The sequence below is a fragment of the Citrobacter sp. LJND-P06 genome (assembly GCF_058188415.1).
Genome location: NZ_CP187317.1, coordinates 2460055 through 2478327 on the forward strand (window position 1 = coordinate 2460055; position 18273 = coordinate 2478327).

The following is an 18273-nucleotide window of genomic DNA, read 5'->3' on the forward strand; positions in this document are numbered from 1 at the left end:
TGACCGGATAGAGATAAAACGTTTTATCAATTACTTATATTTATACGCTTTATTATCGTTCGGTAATGTGATTTACGCCGCACTAAAATTAGGTAAAACGTTTTATCTTCTCGTCCCACAAACCTAAAACAGAGCTTTCTTTTCACAAGGAATCGTTAGATGACGACGAGAACAACGCCAAAAATAACCTTATGGGAGTTTTTTCAGCAACTGGGGAAAACGTTTATGTTGCCCGTGGCCCTGCTCTCTTTCTGCGGGATCATGCTGGGCATCGGTAGCTCTCTGAGCAGCCATGACGTTATCACGCTGATCCCGGCGTTGGGGAATCCTGTGCTACAGGCCCTGTTTACCTGGATGAGTAAAGTCGGCTCCTTTGCGTTCAGTTTCCTGCCGGTGATGTTCTGTATCGCCATCCCGCTCGGACTGGCGCGCGAAAACAAAGGCGTTGCCGCCTTTGCCGGATTCGTCGGCTATGCCGTGATGAACCTTGCCGTGAACTTCTGGTTAACCGCGAAAGGGATCCTGCCGACCACCGACGCGGCGATTCTGAAAGCCAACAACGTACAGAACATTTTGGGGATCCAGTCGATCGACACCGGGATCCTCGGCGCGGTTATCGCCGGTATTATTGTCTGGATGCTGCATGAGCGTTTTCATAACATCCGTCTGCCGGACGCGCTGGCCTTCTTTGGCGGCACCCGTTTTGTTCCGATCATCTCCTCCGTGGTGATGGGACTTGTCGGCCTGGTTATCCCGCTGGTGTGGCCTGTCTTCGCGATGGGTATCAGCGGGCTGGGACACATCATTAACAGTGCCGGTGATTTCGGCCCGATGATTTTTGGTACCGGCGAACGCCTGTTGCTGCCGTTTGGCCTGCACCATATTCTGGTGGCCTTGATTCGCTTCACCGAAGCGGGCGGCACGCAGGACGTTTGTGGCCATAGCGTCAGTGGCGCATTGACTATTTTCCAGGCACAACTGAGCTGCCCGACCACTCACGGTTTCTCTGAAAGCGCGACCCGCTTCCTGTCTCAGGGTAAAATGCCGGCTTTCCTCGGCGGTCTGCCAGGCGCGGCACTGGCCATGTATCACTGCGCCCGTCCGGAAAATCGTCACAAAATTAAAGGGCTGCTGATTTCAGGTCTGATCGCCTGCGTCGTCGGCGGAACGACAGAACCGCTGGAATTCCTGTTCCTGTTTGTCGCTCCCGTGTTGTATGTGATTCATGCCCTGCTGACTGGCCTCGGCTTCACCGTTATGGCGATTCTGGGCGTCACTATCGGTAACACTGACGGCAACATCATCGACTTTGTGGTGTTCGGTATTCTGCATGGCCTCTCAACGAAGTGGTATCTGGTGCCGGTGGTGGCCGCCATCTGGTTTGCGGTCTACTACGTGATTTTCCGCTTCGCCATTACCCGCTTTAATCTGAAGACGCCGGGTCGCGATACGGAAATTGCCAGCAATATTGAGAAAGTGGTGGCCGGTGCGCCAGGAAAATCCGGCTATAACGTTCCGGCCATCCTCGCCGCGCTGGGTGGCAGTGACAATATCGTCAACCTGGATAACTGCATTACACGTTTACGTTTGTCGGTTAAGGACATGTCGCTGGTGAATGTACAGGCGCTGAAAGACAATCGTGCCATCGGCGTGGTACAGCTCAACCAGCACAATTTACAGGTGGTCATTGGCCCGCAGGTACAGTCTGTTAAAGACGAAATGGCCAGTCTGATGAACACCGTTCAGGCATAAGGATAGCGATATGTTCGATTTTTCGAAGGTCGTCGACAGGCACGGAACCTGGTGTACGCAGTGGGATTATGTCGCCGACCGTTTTGGTTGCGCCGATCTGCTGCCGTTTACCATCTCGGATATGGATTTCGCCACTGCCCCCTGCATTCTTGAGTCGCTGAATCAGCGCCTGACACACGGGGTTCTGGGGTACAGTCGGTGGAAAAACGAGGAATTTTTAGGCGCCATTAGCCATTGGTTTTTGACGCGCCACCAGACCCCGATTGACCCTCAATCGGTGGTGTACGGCCCCTCCGTTATCTATATGGTGTCTGAGTTGATCCGCCAGTGGTCCAATGTGGGCGAAGGCGTGGTCATCCATACCCCGGCTTATGATGCTTTTTATAAAGCCATTGAGGGGAACCAACGCACCGTTGTGCCTGTTGAACTGGAAAAACGTGGAAACGACTGGTTCTGCGACATGGCGAAGCTCGAGGCTGTACTCGCTCGCCCTGAGTGCAAGATCCTGCTGTTGTGCAGCCCACAGAATCCCACGGGCAAAGTCTGGACTCGTGATGAACTGGAGAGCATGGCAGCGCTTTGTCATCGTCACGGTGTTCGGGTTATTTCTGATGAGATTCATATGGATATGGTGTGGGGAGAACAACCTCACATCCCCTGGAGCAACGTGGCGCGCGGTCACTGGGCGCTGCTGACCTCCGGTTCCAAGAGTTTCAATATCCCGGCATTAACCGGGGCATACGGGCTTATCGAAGATGAAAGTAGTCGGGATCACTACCTGAGCGCCCTGAAAGGCCGCGATGGTTTGTCTTCACCGGCAGTACTGGCGCTTACCGCGCACATTGCCGCCTACCAGGACGGCGCGGAGTGGCTCGATGCGCTACGCGACTACCTCAGAGAAAACCTGGACTTTATTGCGCAGTCACTGAATACGGCATTTCCGGAACTGAACTGGCAGGCGCCGCAATCCACCTATCTGGCGTGGATCGATCTTCGTCCGTTAAACATTGATGATAAAGCATTGCAGGATGCGCTGATTTATCAGGAAAAGGTCGCCATTATGCCGGGCTATACTTACGGTCAGGAAGGCCGGGGATTTGTGCGACTGAACGCCGGTTGTCCCCGCGTCAAACTTGAAAAAGGCGTCACCGGTTTGATCAACGCGATTCGGGCCATACGCTAACTCTGGTTGCGCAATGAAATTAATCATTGCGCAACATAGATTTTACCCCCCGTTTGTTTTTATAATAGCGAGCACTTTTATATTCAAAAAATGAGTGCGACCATGATTGATACTTCCCTTCCGTTAACTGATGTTCATCGCCACCTTGATGGCAACATTCGTGCCCAAACTATTCTTGATCTTGGCCGCCAGTTTAATTTGACCCTCCCTGCTCAAACACTTGAAACCCTGATCCCGCATGTGCAGATAACCTCGACAGAGCCTGACCTGGTCAGCTTCCTGTCCAAACTGGACTGGGGTGTGAAAGTGCTGGCCTCGCTGGATGCCTGTCGTCGCGTGGCCTACGAGAACGTGGAAGATGCCGCACGTAACGGGTTGCATTATGTTGAACTGCGTTTTTCACCGGGTTACATGGCAATGGCGCATCAACTCCCGGTAGCGGGCGTGGTCGAAGCGGTCATCGCTGGCGTGCAGGAAGGCAGCCGGGCGTTCGGTGTTGAAGTACGACTGATAGGCATCATGAGCCGCACATTCGGTGAAGCGGCATGTTTGCAGGAGCTTGAAGCATTGCTGACCCACCGTGACAGGATCACCGCCCTCGATTTGGCTGGCGACGAACTCGGATTCCCCGGCAGCTTGTTCCTGTCGCACTTTAATCGCGCACGTGACGCTGGCTGGCATATTACCGTCCACGCAGGCGAAGCGGCCGGCCCGGAGAGTATCTGGCAGGCTATCCGTGAACTGGGCGCTGAGCGAATTGGGCATGGCGTAAAAGCCGTTGAAGATCGCGCGTTAATGGATTTTCTGGCGGAGCAGCGTATCGGTATTGAATCGTGTCTGACCTCCAATATTCAGACCAGCACCGTCGCCTCGCTCGCCGTACACCCGCTGAAAACGTTCCTTGAGCACGGCGTGATGGCAAGCCTCAATACCGATGATCCCGCCGTGCAAGGGGTAGACATTATTCACGAATACACCGTCGCGGCGCCTGCGGCAGGTCTGTCGCGTGAGCAGATTCGCCAGGCGCAAATCAACGGCCTGGAAATGGCTTTCCTGAGTGACGCGGAAAAACGCGCACTGCGTGAAAAAGTGGCTGCGGCGTAAGCGTATCGTTGCCGGATAAGTCGCGCTTATCCTGACACCGTTCACTTAAGCCGATGAATGAGGGGAAACACCGGGATTAGGTTCCCGGAGGGGCGCCAAACCCGGTGTTTCCCCGGCTATCCTGGTCTTAAACAAACAGTGTTAGCGCTTATCCGGCATTGCCGAAATGGGAGAAAATCAGGTAAGGCTCAACGTTGCGCGGTGTTTCGCTGATTCAATACCCAGTTCAATCAGCTCCATAATTTGAATGGCCTGACTTGCCGGAACCGGATTTTCTCCGTTACCGTTCAGCGCATCGCGGATACCGGCGTAATACGCCGGATAGTTACCCGGAACGGTCAGCCAGGTTTCTTCCACACGTTCTTCGCCCTCAACACGCGTTAATACACCGTCACGCATGTCGTAGCCCCAGTCCTCCTGTGGCAGACGCTCGCCATTTTTCAGGCGCTCTTCTTGCGGATCAAGACCATATTTCACAAAGCTTGCGCGCGAACCGTGCACGATGTAGCGCGCCGACTCCGCCGCCGCCAGCATCGTGCCATGCAGAACGACCCGGCGCTGCGGGTAGGCCAGCACGGCATGGAAGTAATCAGTAGACTGCGCGCCCGGACGCAGTTGCGCGAGATCGACCGTCATGCTGACAGGTAAGCCGAACAGATTAATGGCCTGATCGAGCAAATGCGGCGCCAGATCATACCAAATACCGCTGCCCGGCCCGCCCTGTTCCCGCCAGCGATCGCGAACCTGCGGGCGAAAACGGTCAAAGTGAGATTCAAAATATGCCACCTCGCCCAGCACGCCATCAGCCAGCAGCGCCTTCAGCGTCAGGAAATCGCTGTCCCAGCGTCGGTTGTGGAAAACGGAAAGCACCCGTCCCAGACTGCGGGCTAATGAATCCAGCTCGCGTGCTTGTGACAGTGTCACGGTAAACGGTTTGTCCACCACGACATGTTTTCCCGCTTCCAGCGCCGCTTTTGCCAGCGGGAAGTGCGTGTCGTTCGGGGTGGGAATAACAATAAGGTCGATAGTCGGATCGTTGAAAAGCTGTTTAGGATCAGAGACAACCGCCACAGAAGGCCAGTCAACCTTCACTTTTGTTTCATCACTACTGGAAACCGCCGCCAGCTCAAGTCCAGGCGTCCCTACGATCAAAGGTGCATGGAAAGTTTTGCTGGCATAACCGTAACCGATTAACCCTACACGGATGTTGTCACTCATGTTATTGCCTCTCATTACAGAACATTCACATTTCACACTATCCAATAACCACTCACAATAGTTTAATGGCCTTACAACGACAAAGGCCATAACTTAACTTAAGTCAAACAAATGCCACTTTACCTAAACTTGATGTGAAAAAGTCGTTGAAATCGTTCCCGATGAACTTGCTGTCTTAAATGTTGATGGGTAACATTTGCATCCTGTGTTTATGGATAAATCAAAGCAAATGTCGTCAGTAATGAACCGTCTTATTGAATTAACAGGCTGGGTTGTTCTTGTGGTCTCCGTCATTCTTTTGGGTGTGGCCAGTCATATCGACAATTATCAACCGCCAGAACCTACCGCCACCGTTGGGAAAAAATAAACGTCGCCGGGATCAGACGCCGAACACCGCAAGACGCGAGGATGTTTACCGTTTGGTCATCCCGTGAATCCGCCGTTAATTTATCAAAAATGGATAAATGTACCGCGTCCTGACCCGACGCTTATTGCCTGTTTTAATGAAGCGCGTTACCCTTCCGGCGGGTGCTTAATTGCGCCCGCCTGTTTATACGTCAGAACTATCTTATTTTGAAAAACACGTGTCGCTTAACTTTCCCTGCGCCTGGTTGTGTATTTTCATATTTACTACTCCGTTAGTGTTATTTTTTTAATATGGATCCCTATTTATGACTGTCCAGGATTATCTATTAAAATTCCGTAAAATCAGTTCACTCGAAAGTCTGGAAAAATTGTTCGACCATCTGAACTACACGCTGACCGACGATCGGGAGATTATCAATATGTACCGTGCCGCCGACCATCGTCGTGCGGAATTGATCTCCGGTGGACGACTGTTTGATATCGGTCAGGTGCCAAAATCCGTCTGGCATTACGTGCAATAACGAAGAGAGTAGCGCTCGTCGTTAAATGATTTATAATAATCGCCCCAAAATAGAGGGTATGCCTGTTAGCGCCAGCAAATCTGGAGAAGATATGACCACAACACCGGCACAACGAATCGGAGGCTGGTTGCTTGGCCCGTTAGCCTGGCTATTAGTTGCGCTATTGAGCGCATCACTGGCACTGTTGCTTTACGTTACCGCGCTTGCGAATCCGCAAACGTTAAAAGCGCTGAGTGCGCAAGAAACGGGCAACTTAGTACTCTGGGGCATTTCATTTTTGACTGCGATTGCGATGTGGTATTACACGCTGTGGCTGACGATTGCCTTCTTCAAGCGCAGACAATGTGTGCCTAAGCACTATATTCTCTGGCTGCTGATATCCGTATTACTGGCCATCAAAGCGTTTGCGTTTTCGCCAGTGCCTGATGCGTTTGCCGTTCGTCAGTTGTTGTTTCCGTTACTGGCGGCAGCCCTGATGGCGCCCTATTTCAAACGTTCAGCGCGCGTAAAAGCCACGTTTGTGAACCCGTAATAACCTTACAGTTAACCTGTTGTCGCCTGCTGTAGATTGACAGATAATGGGCGGCTTTTTTATTTCAGGCCGAAAAATGACTGATTACCTGCTGCTCTTTGTCGGAACTGTGCTGGTCAACAACTTTGTACTGGTTAAGTTTCTGGGCCTTTGTCCATTTATGGGCGTTTCCAAAAAGCTGGAAACCGCGATGGGCATGGGGCTTGCTACCACATTTGTGATGACGCTTGCGTCGATATGCGCCTGGTTGATCGACACCTGGATTCTTATCCCGCTCGATCTCATCTATCTGCGCACGCTGGCGTTTATTTTAGTCATTGCCGTGGTTGTGCAATTTACTGAGATGGTGGTACGTAAAACCAGTCCAGCATTGTATCGTCTGTTGGGGATCTTCCTGCCGCTTATCACCACCAACTGCGCGGTGTTAGGCGTGGCGTTGCTCAACATCAACCTCGGTCATAATTTTCTGCAGTCGGCGCTGTACGGTTTTTCCGCGGCCGTCGGCTTCTCTCTGGTCATGGTGTTATTCGCCGCGATTCGTGAACGCCTCGCTGTGGCAGACGTTCCTGCCCCCTTCCGTGGCAACGCGATAGCGCTGATCACCGCAGGTTTAATGTCATTAGCCTTTATGGGCTTTAGTGGTTTGGTGAAGTTGTAATGAATGCTATCTGGATTGCCGTTGCCGCCGTGAGCCTGCTGGGTTTGGCGTTTGGCGCCATTCTGGGTTATGCCTCCCGCCGTTTCGCGGTTGAAGATGATCCGGTTGTTGAGAAAATTGACGAAATTCTGCCGCAAAGCCAGTGTGGGCAATGCGGCTATCCTGGCTGTCGCCCTTATGCAGAGGCGATTGGCAGCGAAGGTGAGAAAATAAACCGCTGCGCCCCTGGCGGTGAAGCCGTGATGCTCAAAATTGCGGAATTACTGAATGTAGACCCGCAGCCTATTGACGGGGATGAACAGGAACTCACCCCGGTTCGCATGCTGGCCGTCATTGATGAAAACAACTGCATCGGCTGCACGAAATGTATTCAGGCCTGCCCGGTAGATGCCATTGTAGGCGCCACCCGAGCGATGCACACGGTTATCAGCGATCTCTGTACCGGCTGCAATCTGTGTGTCGACCCTTGCCCGACCCAGTGCATCGAATTACGTCCGGTGGCTGAAACGCCTGACAGTTGGAAGTGGGATTTGAACACCATTCCCGTTCGTATCATTCCCGTGGAACAACATGCTTAAGTTATTCTCTGCCTTCAGAAAAAATAAAATCTGGGATTTTGACGGCGGCATACATCCGCCGGAAATGAAAACCCAGTCAAACGGTACGCCCCTGCGCCAGGTTCCGCTGGCGCCGCGTTTCGTTATTCCGTTAAAACAACACATTGGCGCCGAAGGTGAACTGTGCGTCAGCGTGGGCGATCGCGTGTTACGCGGACAACCGTTGACCCTTGGGCGCGGAAAAATGCTACCGGTTCATGCGCCAACCTCCGGTACCGTCGTTGCCATTGCCCCCCATTCCACCGCGCATCCTTCCGCCCTGGCAGAACTCAGCGTCATTATCGATGCTGATGGCGAAGATAGCTGGATTGAACGCGAGGGCTGGGCGGATTACCGTTCTCATCGCCGTGAAGAACTGATCACCCGTATTCACCAGTACGGCGTTGCCGGACTCGGCGGCGCGGGATTCCCGACCGGCGTGAAGTTACAAGGCGGCGGCGACAAGATAGAAACGCTTATCATCAATGCTGCGGAATGCGAACCCTATATTACGGCAGACGATCGCCTGATGCAGGACTGCGCCGCCCAGGTGGTCGAAGGTATCCGCATTCTCGCGCACATTCTGCAACCGCGTGAGATTTTGATTGGCATTGAAGATAACAAACCGCAGGCCATTTCCATGTTGCGGGCAGTGCTGGCTGACGCGCACGACATTTCGCTGCGCGTTATCCCGACGAAATACCCCTCCGGCGGCGCAAAACAGCTCACACAAATTTTGACCGGTAAGCAGGTTCCACATGGCGGCCGATCCTCCGATATCGGCGTGTTGATGCAAAACGTCGGCACCGCGTATGCCGTCAAACGTGCGGTTATTGATGGTGAACCATTAACCGAGCGCGTCGTAACGTTGACTGGCGAGGCGGTGAGCCGCCCTGGCAACGTCTGGGCGAGACTGGGTACCCCGGTTCGCCACCTCCTCGAGGATGCCGGTTTTTGCCCTTCCGCCGATCAGATGGTGATTATGGGGGGGCCACTGATGGGCTTCACCCTGCCGTGGCTGGATGTTCCGGTCGTGAAAATCACCAACTGTCTCCTTGCACCATCGGCCACTGAAATGGGCGAACCGCAGGAAGAAAAAGGCTGTATCCGTTGTAGCGCCTGTGCCGATGCGTGTCCGGCCGATCTGCTGCCTCAACAGTTGTACTGGTTTAGCAAAGGTCAGCAGCACGACAAAGCGACGGCGCACAATCTGGCGGACTGCATCGAATGCGGTGCCTGCGCCTGGGTGTGCCCGAGCAATATTCCGTTGGTACAGTACTTCCGACAGGAAAAAGCCGAACTCTACGCCATCAGTCAGGAAGAAAAACGTGCCGCCGAAGCGAAAGCACGTTTCGAAGCCCGACAGGCGCGACTTGAGCGTGAGAAAGCCGCACGTCTTGAGCGGCACAAAAGCGCCGCTGTACAACCTGCCGCGAAAGATCATGATGCCATTGCCGCCGCGCTGGCTCGCGTCAAAGAAAAGCAAACCCAGGCAATGCAACCGGTGGTGATTCAGGCGGGGGCGAAACCTGACAACAGTGCGGTGATTGCCGCGCGCGAAGCGCGTAAAGCGCAGGCCAGGGCAAAACAGGCTGAAAACGGCAATAGCGAAGAGAGCCGTACTGACGCCGATCCGCGCAAAGCCGCCATCGAAGCAGCGATTGCCCGCGCGAAAGCCCGTAAGCAGGAACAACAGGCAGACAGTGAACCCGCCGAGCCCGTCGATCCGCGCAAAGCCGCCGTCGACGCGGCCATTGCCCGCGCGAAAGCCCGTAAGCAGGAACAACAAACGGCCAGTGAACCTGCCGAGCCTGTCGATCCGCGCAAAGCCGCCGTCGACGCGGCGATTGCCCGTGCGAAAGCGCGTAAGCTGGAACAGCAGACGGCCAGTGAACCTGCCGAGCCTGTCGATCCGCGCAAAGCCGCCGTCGACGCGGCCATTGCCCGTGCGAAAGCCCGTAAGCAGGAACAACAGGCGGTCAGTGAACCTGCCGAGCCCGTCGATCCACGCAAAGCCGCCGTCGACGCGGCCATTGCCCGTGCGAAAGCCCGTAAGCAGGAACAACAGGCAGTCAGTGAACCTGCCGAGCCCATCGATCCACGCAAAGCCGCCATCGCAGCCGCGATTGCCCGCGCTCAGGCAAAAAAAGCCGCACAGCAGCAGGTTGTTAACGAGGAATAAATGGTATTCAGAATCGCAAGCTCCCCTTATACCCATAACCAGCGCCAGACATCGCGAATCATGCTGCTGGTGCTTATCGCCGCATTGCCGGGGATTGCCGCGCAGTTGTGGTTTTTCGGTTGGGGGACGTTGTTCCAGATAATCCTGGCCTCGGCCAGCGCGCTGATTGCCGAAGCCACCGTGCTCCAGCTACGTAAACAGCCTGTCGCCTCGATATTAAAAGACAACTCCGCCCTGCTTACGGGGTTACTGTTGGCGGTGAGTATTCCGCCGCTCGCCCCTTGGTGGATGGTGGTGTTAGGGACAGTGTTTGCCGTCATTATCGCCAAACAACTGTACGGCGGCCTTGGGCAAAACCCGTTTAACCCGGCGATGATTGGCTATGTGGTGCTGCTGATCTCGTTTCCGGTACAGATGACCAGTTGGTTGCCTCCGCACGAAATCGCTGCGTCTGTTCCCGGTTTTTCCGATGCGCTACAGGTGATTTTCACCGGGCATACCACCGCTGGCGGTGATATGAACACACTGCGGATGGGTATTGATGGCATCAGCCAGGCCACACCGCTGGATACCTTTAAAACATCGCTCCATGCGGGTCACTCTGTTGAGCAGATCATGCAATACCCCATCTACAGCGGAATGTTGGCGGGCGCTGGCTGGCAATGGGTGAATCTGGCCTGGCTGGCTGGCGGCGTATGGCTGCTGTGGACGAAGGCAATCAAATGGCACATTCCCGTCAGTTTCTTGCTGACGCTTGCCCTTTGCGCTTCGTTAGGCTGGCTTTTTTCACCTCAGTCACTGGCATCACCACAGTTACATCTGCTCTCTGGCGCGACCATGCTGGGCGCATTCTTTATATTGACCGATCCGGTGACGGCCTCAACGACAAATCGTGGCCGGTTGATTTTTGGCGCGCTGGCCGGTTTGTTAGTTTGGCTAATCCGCAGTTTTGGCGGTTATCCCGATGGTGTGGCTTTTGCCGTTCTGCTGGCAAACATCACCGTTCCCCTGATCGACTATTACACCCGTCCTCGCGTGTACGGTCATCGAAAAGGATAAACCATGCTGAAAACAATTCGTAAACACGGCATCACGCTGGCGCTGTTTGCAGCGGGTTCGACAGGACTGACCGCCGCCATCAATATGATGACAAAAACAACGATTGATGAGCAGGCAGCGTTGCAGCAAAAAGTATTGTTTGATCAGGTTATTCCGGCAGACCGCTACAATAATAATCTGCAGAATAGCTGCTTTGTCGTCAACAGCCCGGCATTAGGGAAAGGCTCGCATCGTGTTTATATCGCCCGCATGGACGATACGCCTGTTGCAGCAATTCTTGAGGCAACGGCGCCCGATGGATACTCCGGCGCAATTCGGCTGTTAGTCGGTGCCGATTTCAACGGTACGGTTCTCGGCACGCGGGTGACAGAGCACCACGAAACGCCTGGTCTGGGCGACAAAATCGAATTGCGTCTCTCCGACTGGATAACCCACTTTGCGGGCAAGAGCATCGGCGGAGAACATGACGCACACTGGGCGGTAAAAAAAGATGGCGGCGATTTTGACCAGTTCACCGGCGCGACCATTACGCCGCGAGCGGTTGTTAATGCAGTGAAACGTGCAGGTCTGTATGCGCAAACGCTTCCTGCGCAACTTCCCCAACTCACCGCCTGTGGAGAATAAACCATGAGCGAAATTAAAGACGTCATTGTTCAGGGACTCTGGAAAAATAACTCCGCCCTCGTGCAGTTACTCGGTATGTGCCCTCTGCTGGCAGTCACCTCAACCGCCACCAATGCGCTCGGTTTAGGTCTTGCCACGACGCTTGTGCTGACACTCACCAACCTGACGATTTCGGCACTCCGTCGCTGGACACCCGCGGAGATCCGCATCCCTATCTACGTGATGATCATTGCATCCGTGGTCAGCGCAGTACAAATGCTGATCAATGCTTATGCGTTTGGCTTGTACCAGTCGCTGGGGATTTTTATCCCTCTGATTGTGACGAACTGCATTGTGGTAGGCCGTGCAGAGGCGTTTGCGGCCAGAAAAGGCCCGGCGCTGTCAGCGCTTGACGGCTTTTCTATCGGGATGGGCGCCACCTGCGCGATGTTCGTGCTCGGTTCACTGCGCGAGATCATCGGCAATGGAACCTTGTTTGACGGTGCGGACGGTCTGCTCGGCAGTTGGGCAAAAGTGTTGCGGGTAGAAATTTTCCATACCGACTCACCGTTCCTGTTAGCCATGTTGCCGCCGGGCGCGTTTATCGGTCTGGGGCTCATGCTGGCCGTGAAATACCTTATTGATGAGAAGATGAAAAAACGTCGGGCCGCAGCCGTTGCGGCAGATGCGCCGGCGGGCGAAACAGGGAATGTCTCATGAACAAAACGAAACGTCTGGAAATCCTGACGCGTCTTCGCGACAACAATCCGCACCCCACTACAGAGCTAAATTTTACGTCGCCGTTTGAACTGCTGATCGCCGTTTTGCTCTCCGCGCAGGCCACGGACGTGAGCGTGAACAAAGCGACGGCGAAGCTCTACCCTGTTGCCAACACACCTGCGGCGATGCTGGCGCTCGGCGTCGAGGGCGTTAAGTCCTATATCAAGACGATTGGCCTGTTCAACAGCAAAGCCGAGAACGTCATCAAAACCTGTCGGATTTTGCTGGAGCAACATAACGGTGACGTTCCTGAAGACCGCGCCGCACTGGAAGCGTTGCCAGGGGTAGGACGTAAAACCGCCAATGTGGTACTCAATACCGCCTTTGGCTGGCCAACCATTGCCGTCGACACGCATATTTTCCGCGTCTGCAATCGAACCCAGTTTGCGCCGGGCAAGAATGTGGAGCAGGTTGAAGAAAAGCTGCTCAAGGTGGTTCCGGCGGAATTTAAAGTTGATTGCCACCACTGGTTGATCCTTCACGGACGTTACACCTGTATCGCCCGGAAACCTCGCTGCGGTTCCTGCATTATTGAAGATCTCTGTGAATTTAAAGAGAAAGTCGATATCTGAGCGACATGGAGGATGCCCATCCTCCTTACATTCATAACGTTTTGTTACACCCTCGGAACGCCGTCATTCACCGACAATGATACCAGGTCCGAAAGCCTTTCCAACGGAATATGCTGGCTATTAAACACTCCACCAGGTTAATCGTTTTTTTGATAGCGGAAATTTCTATTCATACGTGATCCAGATCACTTTGATAACTCAATGTGAATTTTTTTGCCACATTTCGTTAAAGCCACAATCAGATGGCCCGACACCCTCTTTTCACTACAAAACATTACACTGGCTATTTTTCAGATAATGGCCTATTTCACTACGAAAAACCTTATAGAGTAGAACATATCGCCACCATGGGGATTTTCACCCCTCCCTGTAGAGTAATAAACTGCCTTTCTTGAATAGAAAAAATTTAACGCTACATAACATTTCGTGCGACCGAGGATTCCACCAGATAAGTTAAATGTAACAGATCATTACAAACCCCTTGTCTGACAGGGCAAGATAGTGAACATTACTTGCCGTTTCCCCTCCCACTATAACAATCGGACGGATGAACTTGACTCATCACGTACCTGAACTCCCCCGTTAATATGGGATGTAAAAAAAGAGGTAAAAGTGTCTACTGCAAACAATAAACCAACTGAAAGCGTGAGTTTGAACGCATTCAAACAGCCTAAAGCGTTCTATCTCATTTTCTCTATCGAGTTATGGGAGCGTTTCGGTTATTACGGCCTGCAAGGAATTATGGCCGTCTACCTGGTCAAACAACTGGGTATGTCAGAAGCTGATTCCATCACCCTCTTCTCCTCCTTTAGCGCCCTGGTTTATGGACTGGTCGCCATCGGTGGCTGGTTAGGTGATAAAGTATTGGGCACCAAGCGTGTCATTATGTTGGGTGCTGTCGTATTGGCTATTGGTTATGCTCTGGTAGCATGGTCTGGTCACGACGCTGGTATCGTTTATATGGGTATGGCGGCCATTGCGGTCGGTAACGGCCTGTTCAAAGCGAACCCGTCTTCTCTGCTTTCAACCTGCTATGCGAAAGATGACCCGCGTCTGGACGGTGCATTCACCATGTACTATATGTCCGTCAATATCGGTTCATTCTTCTCCATGCTGGCAACGCCATGGCTGGCAGCTCGCTACGGCTGGAGCACAGCATTTGCGCTGAGCGTTGTCGGGATGCTGATCACGGTTGTTAACTTCGCCTTCTGCCAGCGTTGGGTTAAACAGTACGGTTCCAAGCCTGACTTTGAGCCAATCAACTTCCGTCATCTGCTGCTGACCATTCTGGGCGTTATCGCGCTGGTCGCGATTGCAACCTGGTTGCTGCACAACCAGCAGATCGCACGTATGGCGCTGGGCGTTATCGCACTGGGCATCGTCTTTATCTTCGGTAAAGAAGCCTTCGCGATGAAAGGTGCCGCGCGTCGTAAAATGATTGTTGCCTTCATTCTGATGCTTGAAGCCATCATCTTCTTCGTGCTGTACAGCCAGATGCCGACGTCTCTGAACTTCTTTGCTATTCGTAACGTTGAACACTCCATCCTGGGTATCGCGTTCGAACCAGAGCAGTATCAGGCGCTGAACCCGTTCTGGATCATTATCGGTAGCCCGATTCTGGCCGCTATCTACAACAAGATGGGTGATACCCTGCCGATGCCTACCAAGTTTGCTATCGGTATGGTGCTGTGCTCCGGTGCGTTCCTGATCCTGCCCGTCGGCGCGAAATTCGCTAACGAAGCCGGTATCGTGTCCGTTAACTGGCTGATCATGTGCTACGGCTTACAGAGTATCGGTGAGCTGATGATTTCTGGTCTGGGTCTGGCGATGGTCGCACAACTGGTTCCACAGCGTCTGATGGGCTTCATCATGGGTAGCTGGTTCCTGACGACCGCTGGTGCAAACATCATCGGTGGTTATGTCGCTAACATGATGGCGGTGCCGGAAAACGTGACCGACCCGCTGATGTCTCTGGAAGTCTATGGTCGTGTGTTCCTGCAGATTGGTATCGCTACTGCGGTTATCGCTGTTCTGATGCTGCTGACAGCACCAAAACTGAACCGCATGACTCAGGACGACGATGTACGCGAAAAAGCCGCTAAAGCTGCGACTGCGTAATTTTCAGGGAAACTGATTTTAAGGCCGCTAACGTTACGTTAGCGGCTTTTTTTTTAGCCGCCGTAGCACTACCATTGGTTAAACCTCAGCAAAAAGGAGTTACCGATGAAATTGTTCTACAAACCGGGCGCCTGCTCTCTTGCTTCCCACATCACCCTTCGCGAGAGCGGTAAAGATTTCACGCTGGATAGCGTTGATCTGATTAAAAAACGTCTGGAAAACGGCGATGATTATTTCGCGGTGAATCCAAAAGGACAGGTTCCTGCACTCCTGCTGGACGACGGCACACTGCTGACTGAAGGGGTCGCCATTATGCAATACCTTGCCGACACCGTCCCCGATCGTCAGCTACTGGCGCCCACCAGCAGTATTGCGCGCTACAGAACGCTGGAATGGCTTAACTACATTGCGACAGAGCTGCATAAAGGCTTTACGCCGCTGTTCCGCCCGGACACCCCGGAAGAGTACAAACCGACAGTTCGCGCCCTGCTGGAGAAAAAACTGCACTACGTGAATGACGTTCTAAAAGATGAGCAATGGATTTGCGGGCCGCGTTTCACCGTTGCAGATGCTTATCTGTTCACCGTGCTGCGCTGGGCGCGAGCCGTTAAGCTCAATCTGGAAGGGTTAACACACATTGACGCCTATATGGCGCGGGTCGCAGACCGCCCAACCGTCAAGGCGGCGCTTAAAGCAGAAGGATTGAATTAACGATTGTCAGAGCCGGGTGGCGTTTCGCTTACCCGGCCAACAATACGGACTGACTGTCGGCCCGATAAGCGATAGCGCCATCGGGCATTACGTCAGAGCTGGGTTGCGCTAAAGTAGTGTTCCGGCTTCGCGATACAATCCTGTGCCGCAACGACCTGCAACTCATACTCCTGCATACTTTTGGTGGCGATCATAATTTCATAGACTGCCGCCGTCACATGCTCAAGCGCTTCCTGTAGGGTCGCGCCCTGCAACAATTTGACTAACAGTAAGCCGCTGGTCACATCGCCGACGCCTACCGGCTGGCGAGCGCCGAAATCCACTAATGGACGACTGATATGCCACGCTTCATGGCGGGTCACCAGCAGCATTTCAAAGCGGTCCGCGCTGTAGCCTGCGCGCGCCAGATGTTTCACCAGCACGATCTCCGGCCCCATCGCAATCAACTCACGGGCGGCCTGCACGGCTTCTTCAACATTATGTACGGCATGTTCACAGAGAATTTCCAGCTCAACCAGATTCGGCGCAATGATGTCACTCGCCGGAAGCGCATGACGAACATGGAATTCCGCCACGCCAGGAGCAACGATACACCCTTTTTCAGGATGCCCCATCACCGGATCGCAGAAATACTTCGCCTGCGGATTCGCGGCCTTAACCTGGCGAACAATCCCCAGGATATGCTCACCCTGCTCTGCTGAGCCAAGGTAGCCGCTGAGTACGGCGTCGCACTTCTGTAGCTGATCAATCTCGGCGATGCCCTGCACAATTTCGGTCAAATGGCTGGGTGGCATGACGCAGCCTGTCCATTTACCGTATTGGGTGTGATTCGAAAATTGAACGGTGTTGAGCGGCCAGACATTCGCGCCAAGACGACGCATCGGAAATTCTGCTGCACTGTTACCCGCGTGGCCAAAAACGACGTGAGACTGGATGGCGAGGATATTCTTCATTTTTTTACCTGAACATTAAAAATAAGGGAGTGATTTCTCACTCCCTGTTACTTAATGCGTTACTTCCAGCAAATCAGACAGTAGTTCTTTTTGCCACGGCGCAATAAGGTATAGCGACCAAACAAACGATCCGCATCGTTGAAGAAATATTCAGGATCGGATTGTTTTTCGCCATTGATGGTGACGGCATTCGAGGCAATCGTTTTACGCGCCTGACCGCGAGACGGTTGCAGTTCAGAATCCACCAACGCCTGCATCAGATCGGCACCCTTTTCCATCTCAACCATCGGTACGCCATCCTGCGCCAGCTGTTCGAAATCAGCTTCGCTCAGCGCACTCAGCGTGCCGTTGAACAGGCTTTCGGTGATGCGTTTAGCGGCGACCAGACCTTCTTCACCATGAACCAGACGCGTCACCTGCTCGGCCAGAACATACTGAGCACGCGGTGCCTTACCGCTGTTTTTGTCTTCTTCTTCGAGGGCATTGATCTCTTCAATGTCCATAAAGGTGAAGAACTTCAGGAAGCGATACACGTCAGCATCTGCGGTGTTGATCCAGAACTGGTAGAACTTGTACGGGCTGGTTTTCTTCGGATCCAGCCAGACCGCGCCGCCTTCGGTTTTACCAAATTTGGTGCCGTCGGCTTTGGTGATCAACGGAACCGTCAGACCAAAGACCTGATTCTGGTGCAGACGACGCGTCAAATCGATACCGGACGTGATGTTACCCCACTGGTCAGAACCGCCAATCTGCAGCGCAACGCCGTGCAGTTTGTTCAGGCAGGCAAAGTCATAACCCTGCAGCAGGTTATAGGAGAACTCGGTAAAGGAGATGCCCTGATCGTCGCGGTTCAGACGCTGCTTAACCGCTTCTTTGTTGATCATCTGATTAACGGAGAAGTGTTTGCCGATGTCACGCAGGAAAGTCAGCACGTTCATGCCGCCAAACCAGTCGTAGTTGTTCGCAGCAATTGCAGCGTTGTCGCCACAATCGAAATCGAGGAACGGAGCAACCTGTTTGCGGATTTTATCAACCCACTCCTGAACCGTATCTTCGGTGTTCAGTTTACGCTCAGCGGCTTTAAAGCTCGGGTCGCCAATCAGACCGGTCGCGCCACCTACCAGTGCGACAGGCTTGTGGCCTGCTTGCTGGAAGCGTTTCAGGCATAACAATGGAACGAGATGCCCCAAATGCAAGCTGTCAGCGGTAGGATCGAAGCCGCAATAGAGCGCGATCGGGCCTTGCGCCAGTCGCTCTGCTAACGCTTCCTCGTCCGTCACCTGGGCTACCAGCCCCCGCTCTTGCAATTGTTTAATCAAGTTACTGCTTGCCATCAAAATCTCCATGTATAAAACGACTGCACCT

18 protein-coding genes are annotated in these 18273 nt (G+C 53.4%); 15 read left to right on the forward strand and 3 right to left on the reverse strand.

Features of this window, described 5'->3' with window-relative positions; genetic code table 11:
- Positions 1-159: 159 nt before the first annotated feature.
- From malX to add, 3 genes are all read left to right on the forward strand, one after another.
- The gene (gene malX, locus ACO7SM_RS11755) at positions 160-1752 is read left to right on the forward strand and encodes a maltose/glucose-specific PTS transporter subunit IIBC (RefSeq protein WP_301699197.1); all 1593 of its coding nucleotides are present in this window, start codon (positions 160-162) and stop codon (positions 1750-1752) included.
- A 10-nt stretch (positions 1753-1762) separates the two neighbouring features.
- Positions 1763-2935: a MalY/PatB family protein gene (locus tag ACO7SM_RS11760; protein WP_490467697.1), complete on the forward strand. Its 1173-nt coding sequence runs from the start codon at positions 1763-1765 to the stop codon at positions 2933-2935.
- 102 nt (positions 2936-3037) lie between these two features.
- Entirely contained in the window at positions 3038-4039 is a 1002-nt protein-coding gene (add, locus tag ACO7SM_RS11765; RefSeq protein WP_490467698.1) for an adenosine deaminase, read from the forward strand.
- 177 nt (positions 4040-4216) lie between these two features.
- Here add and ACO7SM_RS11770 read toward each other — a convergent pair whose 3' ends face one another.
- Positions 4217-5257: an oxidoreductase gene (locus tag ACO7SM_RS11770; RefSeq protein ID WP_490467699.1), complete on the reverse strand. Its 1041-nt coding sequence runs from the start codon at positions 5255-5257 to the stop codon at positions 4217-4219.
- A 241-nt stretch (positions 5258-5498) separates the two neighbouring features.
- Between ACO7SM_RS11770 and blr the strand changes: the two genes are divergently transcribed.
- From blr to gstA, 12 genes are all read left to right on the forward strand, one after another.
- Positions 5499-5624 (forward strand): division septum protein Blr, encoded by a 126-nt coding sequence (blr, locus tag ACO7SM_RS11775; RefSeq protein WP_203361281.1) that lies wholly within the window; start codon positions 5499-5501, stop codon positions 5622-5624.
- A gap of 304 nt (positions 5625-5928) precedes the next feature.
- Positions 5929-6144: a transcription modulator YdgT gene (gene ydgT, locus ACO7SM_RS11780; RefSeq protein ID WP_490467700.1), complete on the forward strand. Its 216-nt coding sequence runs from the start codon at positions 5929-5931 to the stop codon at positions 6142-6144.
- Between the two features lie 91 nt (positions 6145-6235).
- Complete coding sequence (locus tag ACO7SM_RS11785; RefSeq protein WP_490467701.1) at positions 6236-6676, forward strand: DUF2569 domain-containing protein; 441 nt, start codon at positions 6236-6238, stop codon at positions 6674-6676.
- Between the two features lie 76 nt (positions 6677-6752).
- Complete coding sequence (gene rsxA / locus ACO7SM_RS11790; protein WP_005121199.1) at positions 6753-7334, forward strand: electron transport complex subunit RsxA; 582 nt, start codon at positions 6753-6755, stop codon at positions 7332-7334.
- Entirely contained in the window at positions 7334-7912 is a 579-nt protein-coding gene (gene rsxB / locus ACO7SM_RS11795; RefSeq protein ID WP_490467702.1) for an electron transport complex subunit RsxB, read from the forward strand. Before rsxA ends, rsxB begins: the two co-directional genes overlap by 1 nt.
- A complete protein-coding gene (rsxC, locus tag ACO7SM_RS11800; protein WP_490467703.1) occupies positions 7905-10112 on the forward strand; it encodes an electron transport complex subunit RsxC in 2208 nt (735 codons plus the stop codon). Before rsxB ends, rsxC begins: the two co-directional genes overlap by 8 nt.
- Positions 10113-11171, forward strand: a complete 1059-nt coding sequence (gene rsxD, locus ACO7SM_RS11805) for an electron transport complex subunit RsxD (RefSeq protein WP_490467704.1) — start codon at positions 10113-10115, stop codon at positions 11169-11171.
- 3 nt (positions 11172-11174) lie between these two features.
- Positions 11175-11795: an electron transport complex subunit RsxG gene (gene rsxG, locus ACO7SM_RS11810; RefSeq protein WP_490467705.1), complete on the forward strand. Its 621-nt coding sequence runs from the start codon at positions 11175-11177 to the stop codon at positions 11793-11795.
- A gap of 3 nt (positions 11796-11798) precedes the next feature.
- On the forward strand, positions 11799-12494 hold the full coding sequence (rsxE, locus tag ACO7SM_RS11815; RefSeq protein WP_490467706.1) for an electron transport complex subunit RsxE: 696 nt from the start codon (positions 11799-11801) through the stop codon (positions 12492-12494).
- Positions 12491-13126: an endonuclease III gene (gene nth / locus ACO7SM_RS11820; RefSeq protein ID WP_490467707.1), complete on the forward strand. Its 636-nt coding sequence runs from the start codon at positions 12491-12493 to the stop codon at positions 13124-13126. Before rsxE ends, nth begins: the two co-directional genes overlap by 4 nt.
- A 612-nt stretch (positions 13127-13738) precedes the next feature.
- Positions 13739-15244: a dipeptide/tripeptide permease DtpA gene (gene dtpA / locus ACO7SM_RS11825; RefSeq protein WP_490467708.1), complete on the forward strand. Its 1506-nt coding sequence runs from the start codon at positions 13739-13741 to the stop codon at positions 15242-15244.
- Between the two features lie 105 nt (positions 15245-15349).
- Positions 15350-15955: a glutathione transferase GstA gene (gene gstA / locus ACO7SM_RS11830; RefSeq protein WP_490467709.1), complete on the forward strand. Its 606-nt coding sequence runs from the start codon at positions 15350-15352 to the stop codon at positions 15953-15955.
- A 92-nt stretch (positions 15956-16047) separates the two neighbouring features.
- Here the strand turns inward: gstA and pdxY are convergent, their stop codons facing one another.
- Together pdxY and tyrS are read right to left on the reverse strand one after the other, a co-directional pair.
- On the reverse strand, positions 16048-16908 hold the full coding sequence (gene pdxY / locus ACO7SM_RS11835) for a pyridoxal kinase PdxY (protein WP_490467710.1): 861 nt from the start codon (positions 16906-16908) through the stop codon (positions 16048-16050).
- Between the two features lie 59 nt (positions 16909-16967).
- Complete coding sequence (gene tyrS / locus ACO7SM_RS11840) at positions 16968-18242, reverse strand: tyrosine--tRNA ligase (RefSeq protein WP_203357939.1); 1275 nt, start codon at positions 18240-18242, stop codon at positions 16968-16970.
- Positions 18243-18273: the final 31 nt, after the last annotated feature.

What these genes read in the sequence shown, in the direction of transcription:
- malX (WP_301699197.1), top strand. Translation starts at nt 160, where the DNA reads ATGACGACGAGAACAACGCCAAAAATAACCTTATGGGAGTTTTTTCAG.
- ACO7SM_RS11760 (WP_490467697.1), top strand. Translation starts at nt 1,763, where the DNA reads ATGTTCGATTTTTCGAAGGTCGTCGACAGGCACGGAACCTGGTGTACG.
- add (WP_490467698.1), top strand. Translation starts at nt 3,038, where the DNA reads ATGATTGATACTTCCCTTCCGTTAACTGATGTTCATCGCCACCTTGAT.
- ACO7SM_RS11770 (WP_490467699.1), bottom strand. Translation starts at nt 5,257, where the DNA reads ATGAGTGACAACATCCGTGTAGGGTTAATCGGTTACGGTTATGCCAGC.
- blr (WP_203361281.1), top strand. Translation starts at nt 5,499, where the DNA reads ATGAACCGTCTTATTGAATTAACAGGCTGGGTTGTTCTTGTGGTCTCC.
- ydgT (WP_490467700.1), top strand. Translation starts at nt 5,929, where the DNA reads ATGACTGTCCAGGATTATCTATTAAAATTCCGTAAAATCAGTTCACTC.
- ACO7SM_RS11785 (WP_490467701.1), top strand. Translation starts at nt 6,236, where the DNA reads ATGACCACAACACCGGCACAACGAATCGGAGGCTGGTTGCTTGGCCCG.
- rsxA (WP_005121199.1), top strand. Translation starts at nt 6,753, where the DNA reads ATGACTGATTACCTGCTGCTCTTTGTCGGAACTGTGCTGGTCAACAAC.
- rsxB (WP_490467702.1), top strand. Translation starts at nt 7,334, where the DNA reads ATGAATGCTATCTGGATTGCCGTTGCCGCCGTGAGCCTGCTGGGTTTG.
- rsxC (WP_490467703.1), top strand. Translation starts at nt 7,905, where the DNA reads ATGCTTAAGTTATTCTCTGCCTTCAGAAAAAATAAAATCTGGGATTTT.
- rsxD (WP_490467704.1), top strand. Translation starts at nt 10,113, where the DNA reads ATGGTATTCAGAATCGCAAGCTCCCCTTATACCCATAACCAGCGCCAG.
- rsxG (WP_490467705.1), top strand. Translation starts at nt 11,175, where the DNA reads ATGCTGAAAACAATTCGTAAACACGGCATCACGCTGGCGCTGTTTGCA.
- rsxE (WP_490467706.1), top strand. Translation starts at nt 11,799, where the DNA reads ATGAGCGAAATTAAAGACGTCATTGTTCAGGGACTCTGGAAAAATAAC.
- nth (WP_490467707.1), top strand. Translation starts at nt 12,491, where the DNA reads ATGAACAAAACGAAACGTCTGGAAATCCTGACGCGTCTTCGCGACAAC.
- gstA (WP_490467709.1), top strand. Translation starts at nt 15,350, where the DNA reads ATGAAATTGTTCTACAAACCGGGCGCCTGCTCTCTTGCTTCCCACATC.
- pdxY (WP_490467710.1), bottom strand. Translation starts at nt 16,908, where the DNA reads ATGAAGAATATCCTCGCCATCCAGTCTCACGTCGTTTTTGGCCACGCG.
- tyrS (WP_203357939.1), bottom strand. Translation starts at nt 18,242, where the DNA reads ATGGCAAGCAGTAACTTGATTAAACAATTGCAAGAGCGGGGGCTGGTA.